This window comes from Arthrobacter sp. Y3223164 (assembly GCF_059091005.1).
Genome location: NZ_JBNHGF010000192.1, coordinates 1 through 5265, shown reverse-complemented (window position 1 = coordinate 5265; position 5265 = coordinate 1). Strand labels below are relative to the sequence as shown.

The 5265-nt window shown below is 66.9% G+C and carries 6 protein-coding genes; 4 read left to right on the top strand and 2 right to left on the bottom strand.

The window, feature by feature from the left end; genetic code table 11:
* On the bottom strand, positions 1–698 hold a 698-nt coding region (locus tag AC5RUJ_RS10470; protein ID WP_494155840.1), incomplete at its 3' end, for an NUDIX hydrolase.
* Positions 699–1172: 474 nt separating this feature from the next.
* Between AC5RUJ_RS10470 and AC5RUJ_RS10465 the strand changes: the two genes are divergently transcribed.
* Together AC5RUJ_RS10465 and AC5RUJ_RS10460 are read left to right on the top strand one after the other, a co-directional pair.
* A complete protein-coding gene (locus AC5RUJ_RS10465) occupies positions 1173–1736 on the top strand; it encodes a hypothetical protein (protein ID WP_494155839.1) in 564 nt (187 codons plus the stop codon).
* A 78-nt stretch (positions 1737–1814) separates the two neighbouring features.
* On the top strand, positions 1815–2240 hold the full coding sequence (locus AC5RUJ_RS10460; protein ID WP_494155838.1) for a hypothetical protein: 426 nt from the start codon (positions 1815–1817) through the stop codon (positions 2238–2240).
* A gap of 87 nt (positions 2241–2327) precedes the next feature.
* Here the strand turns inward: AC5RUJ_RS10460 and AC5RUJ_RS10455 are convergent, their stop codons facing one another.
* Entirely contained in the window at positions 2328–2801 is a 474-nt protein-coding gene (locus AC5RUJ_RS10455; protein ID WP_493979767.1) for an Lrp/AsnC family transcriptional regulator, read from the bottom strand.
* Between the two features lie 100 nt (positions 2802–2901).
* On the opposite strand from AC5RUJ_RS10455, the gene AC5RUJ_RS10450 reads away from it, so the two are divergent.
* Together AC5RUJ_RS10450 and AC5RUJ_RS10445 are read left to right on the top strand one after the other, a co-directional pair.
* Positions 2902–4308: an amino acid permease gene (locus AC5RUJ_RS10450; protein WP_494128758.1), complete on the top strand. Its 1407-nt coding sequence runs from the start codon at positions 2902–2904 to the stop codon at positions 4306–4308.
* A gap of 182 nt (positions 4309–4490) precedes the next feature.
* Positions 4491–5265 (top strand): thiamine pyrophosphate-dependent enzyme (locus AC5RUJ_RS10445; protein ID WP_494155837.1); only part of this gene is annotated, 775 nt, incomplete at its 3' end.

Genomic DNA, 5265 nt, shown 5'->3' with positions numbered 1-5265 from the left:
GGGCTGCCCCTGAGCTGCGCGGCGCTGCCGGTGTAGCGGTAGAGCCGGGGCGGCCGGTGCCGGCCGCCCTGCAGGTACTCGTCGGTCGGTTCGATGTCCGGGGTCGCCCGCAGCTGGCGGCGGAAGTTGGCGGGATCCAACTGCTTGCCCAGCACGGCCTCGTACACTTCGCGGACCTGGGCCAGTGTGAAAGTGGATCCCAGGAAGGCATACGCGATGGAGCTGTATTCCACCTTGTTCCGCAGCCGCCACAGCGCGTAGTCCACGATCTGATTGTGGTCAAACGCCAGTTGGCCAAGTTCATCGGCGCGGACCCAGCGCACGTTCTCGGTTTCGCGGGCCAGTGCCGCCTCGTCCGGCTTCACCAGCGCCCAATAGACGATGGAGACCACCCGCTGCGCCGGTGAGCGGTCCAGGCCGCCGAACGCATACAACTGCTCCAGGTAGCTCGGCTGCAGGCCGGTGGTCTCCTCAAGGTTCCGGGCCGCGGCGTCCTGGAGGGATTCGGCCGCACTCAACGGACCGCCGGGCAGCGCCCACAGGTCCCGGAAGGGCTGGCGGGTACGGCGGACCAACGGCAGCCACAAGGTGGGGCGACCCGCCTCCTGGTCCGGACGAAGGGCGAAGATGACCGTGGAGATGGCCAGTTCAGGGGGCTGCTGCGCCCGCTCCGACACATTGGCCGCGTGAATCGGCATGGCCGCCTCCTCCCCGGTTTCGAGTAAAAGTCACAGTGACTAGAACTCATTCTAGCCGGTTATGGTCATGTTGACCCAATCACACTCCAACGCCGGCGATTTGTGACGGCGCCGGGATCATGGCGGACCGGGGCAGGCCTCCCGCCCTTGTATCTCCGGCTGGCCCGCGTGTTCGTACCGCTACTGCTTTTCCCCCACTACCGTGGGAACTTATTGGCAAACCTCTTTCGAAGGGTACGGATGCAGACAGCACGACCCGCGCGCCCCAGGTGGCCCGCGCCCACGGGTCTTTGGCTTTTCGTCGTCGCCCTGCTCGTTGGTTGTTCGGCCTCGCCCACCACCACCTACATCGACACGAGCGGTCGTGAGACTACTGTGGACTGGCGTGATTATCCGGGCCACGCCCACATTTCAGCCGAAGAAATACTGTCTGGGCCTACCCGAGAGCAGACCGAATCACTGGCGGAAGCCCTTTTGTCCGACGTGGAATCCGCGCTCAGCAGAGAGTACGGGCTGCGCTGGCGGGGCGACGGGGAAGCGGGCTGGTATCCGCAGGAGGGAAACGGGTACGGCGGCAAGTCCGCGTATTCCACCTACAACTCCACCAACCGCATCAGCGGGTCCGCTCCCCCGGCGCCTGAAGACTGGCAGCGCATCGTTGACATGGTGAACGGGATACTCGCGGACCATGGTTTCGATGCGCTGGTTTTCGATCACCAGTCATCGCCGCACGGCGACGAAGAAACCTGGCAGCGGGAACAGCGTGAGCGCTTCGGAACCGATGATCCGGACGAGTACTGGGTGTGGAGCGGAGCGGCACAGGCAGATTCCCAGTGGCTGTCGATCACTCTGCTGGATGTGTCCCGCGACCCGTCCGGCGAGGCAGCCGCAGAAGCCGCGGAGCACGGGTGGGCACCTCGATCGATCACGCTGGGTTACGGCGCCACCGCGCTGTCGGAACGCGACATCGAGAACTTCCGACGGGACCTTGCGCCCTTCGCCGCACTGGAAAAGCCGGAGCCGACAACCTCCGACTGACACGAGGGAATGGACGCACAGCGGCATTCCGGCGTGGCCGCCCGCGTGGCGCCGGACTCCCCGGGCTAGGCTTCAGCCATGCACCCACGGGGACGGCGGCGGTTCGTGCCACCGGACAACAACGAAATCCTCCGGCGCAGGTATGGCAGGAAGGAACGCCCGCCGCACCATCGCGTCATCCTTGGCCGCTACGCCTTCATCAAGGGCTGGTTGGTCGCCGTCGGGGCGTGGTTCGTCATATCGCTGGTCCTGAGCATCATCGACGAGCTGTCGTCGCCGCACTCCGCTGCCCTCAGCTTCTGGGGCCTGGTGCTGACGATCGGCTTTTTCTTCGCCGCCCTGCTGGGCGCCCCTTCGCGCTGCTGCTGGGCCTGCTGCTGCGCCCGGTTCGCCGGCAGTGGGTGCATGTGCTCGTATTTGCAGCAGGGCTGGCCGCACTCACGTGGGGAACCGCCGCCCTGCTGGCTTCGGGCACGGCTCCGCTGCCTGCCATTTGCGCGGTGATTGCCGGAACCGCCGCGGGGCTCGGCCGTGTGGCGGTCATCCGGGACGTCGACGTCGACGACGGCGGCGCCGCCCTTTCCTCCGGGGTCAGCGGGGATCGGCGGCGGCCTGGACCAACGGAAGGGTCCGCTCCCGGAAGTGGCTGTTAAGCACGATCACGGACGACGAACGCAGCACCGTATTGGTCGCCATGACCTGGTCGAGCACGCGCTGCAAATCCGCGTTCGACCGGGCGACGACACAAGCCAGCAGGTCGCTTTCACCGGAGACGGTGTGCAGCTCCAGCACCTCGGGAATGTCGGCGAGCGCGGCGGCCACGGCGTCGTGCCCGGACTCCTGCCGGATCACGAACGAACAGTAGGCTCGCACCACGTACCCCAGTGCCTCGGGCGAAAGCCGCGGCCCCCAGCCCGCCGTCACGCCGGCGCGTTGCATCTTGTCCAGCCGGGCCTGTACTGTGGCACGCGCTACTTTCAGCACCCGGGACGCTTCCAGAACGGACATCCGCGGGTCCTCCGTGAACAGCGTGACGATATCGGCATCGAGAGAGTCGATCTGCATGACGCTGTGCGTCCTTTCGGGTTCGGTGCCGCCAGTTGTGGGACACTGCTAGACAAATTGTCAGCTTACGGGCTGCTTTCGCCAAACGACAGGACAGTCGATGCCGCGTTTTACCGCCACTCACCACCGCGACCCGGGCGCCCGACCGCCCGCCGGGCTCGGCCACGGGATGAAGCAGCGCCAGCTGATCATGATGGGACTGGGCAGCGCGATCGGTGCCGGGCTCTTCCTGGGCTCCGGAGCGGGCATCCAAGCCGCCGGTCCGGCCGTGTTGATCTCCTACCTGCTCGCGGGCACATTGGTGATCATCGTGATGTGGGCGCTGGGCGAGATGGCCGCCGCCAACCCCAGCAGCGGTGCCTTCTCGACGTACGCCGAGAAGGCGCTGGGCCGCACCGCCGGCGCCACCATCGGCTGGCTCTGGTGGCTGCAGTTGGTGGTGGTGATCGCGGCCGAAGCAGTGGGCGCCGCGGGCTTGCTGGCCACGGTCTGGCCGGCGCTGCCCGTCTGGCTGCTCGCGCTGGTGTTCATGGTGGTCTTCACCGCGGTCAACCTGTTCGGGGTGCGCAACTACGGAGAATTCGAGTTCTGGTTCGCCATCTTTAAGGTCATCGCCATCCTGGGGTTCCTCGCCATCGGCGCCGCCTTGCTGTTCGGCTGGCTGCCCAATGTCCCGTCGCCCGGGTTGGGCGTCATCTTCGGCGAGGACGGCTTCGCCCCCAACGGCATCGCCGGCATCGGCGCCGGGCTGCTGGTGGTGATATTTGCCTTTGGCGGGACCGAGATCGTCGCCGTTGCGGCCGCGGAAACGGAAAACCCGGGAGCCAGCGTGGCGAAGGCCATCCGGACCGTCGTCTGGCGCATCCTGGTGTTCTACTTCGGCTCGGTGCTGGTGATCGCGCTGACGGTGCCCTGGGATTCGGAGGCACTGGCCTCGCCCTTTGCCGCGGTGCTCTCGATCGCCCAGATCCCCGGCGCAGATGTGGCCATCACCCTGGTCGCCGCGGTAGCGCTGCTCTCGGCGCTCAACGCCAACCTGTACGGCGCATCCAGGATGATCTTCTCTCTCTCGGAACGGAACGAGGCGCCCGCTTCCCTCGGAAGGCTCAGCACCCGGCGGGTTCCCGTCAGGGCGGTAATGGCGTCCGTGGCGTTTGGTTTTGTGGCGGCCGTACTCGAGCTGTTGTTCCCCGAGCGCGTCTTACCGGTTTTGCTAAACGTCGTCGGGTCCACGTGCCTGGTGGTCTGGGGGATCGTCCTGCTGTCCCAACTGGTGCTGCGCCGCCGGGCCGACCGCGAAGGCACGGAGCTGCCGTTCCGGATGCGGGGCTTCCCGGCGATGACGTACGCGGGCCTTGCCCTGCTGGCCGCCATCCTGGTGCTTGGCTTCTTCTCCCCGACAACGGGAATCCAGCTGCTCTCGACCCTGGTGCTGATCGCCGCGATAGCTGCAGCTGCCAAAATCGCCGCGCGCCGAACACCTGCCGAAAGCTCACCTCGCCGTTAGCGGTTTGCAATCTGTTTATAGCTATTACCATCAAGGGCAGCTAACTGTGCACACTGTTTGGTGATCGCATGGCAGATTGCGCACTCCGTGTCGGGTGATTAGTGTCACCGTAAGCAAGTGAAGCCGTCGCGCTCCTCCCCCGCGGGGAGGCGGCGGCACCATGACTACGTGGAGGAGCAGGCATGAGCAGCGTTCTTTCCCTGGACCCGTCGGCCCGGCCCGACCTGTCCGCAGAGGACCTCAAGGAGCTCTACCGGCTGATGGTGTCGGTCCGCCACCTGGACGAATCGGCCATTCGGTGGCAGCGCCAGGGCCTGATTCCCGGCTACGCACCGGAACTCGGACAGGAAGCCGCCCAGGTGGGCAGCGGGTATGCGCTGGACATGTCCCGTGACTTCGTCTTCCCGACCTACCGCGAGATGGGCGTGGCCCGGACGGTGGGCGTGGACATGGTCGAGTACATGTCCACCCACAAGGCGACCTGGCACGGCGGGCTCTACGATCCCCAGGCCACCCGTTTCGCCCCGATCCAAGCCGTCGTGGCAGGCTCCGTGCTGCACGCCGTCGGCTGGGCGCACGGGCAGACGCTTTCCGGCGCCCCGGCCGGAGAACTCGGCGTGGCCATCACCTACTTCGGCGACGGCGCCAGCTCGCAGGGCGACGTCCACGAAGCCATGAACTTCGCCGCGGTCATGAAGGCTCCCGTGGTCTTTTTCATCCAGAACAACGGCTTTGCGATCTCGGTGCCGACGGAGCGCCAGGTGGCCGGGGGCTCGGTTGCCGCCCGGGCCGTCGGCTACGCCATGCCGTCCCTCCAGGTGGATGGCAACGACGCCGTGGCTGTCCACCAGGCGACGGCCGCCGCCCTCGCCCATGCCCGGGCGGGCAACGGGCCGGCCGTCGTGGAAGCCATGACGTACCGGCGGGGCCCGCACTCCACCAGCGACGACCCCGGCC

Bases quoted from the DNA above. Each gene is read 5' to 3' on its own strand.
- AC5RUJ_RS10460 (WP_494155838.1), top strand. From the start codon at position 1,815: ATGCACCCACGGGGACGGCGGCGGTTCGTGCCACCGGACAACAACGAA.
- AC5RUJ_RS10455 (WP_493979767.1), bottom strand. From the start codon at position 2,801: ATGCAGATCGACTCTCTCGATGCCGATATCGTCACGCTGTTCACGGAG.
- AC5RUJ_RS10450 (WP_494128758.1), top strand. From the start codon at position 2,902: ATGCCGCGTTTTACCGCCACTCACCACCGCGACCCGGGCGCCCGACCG.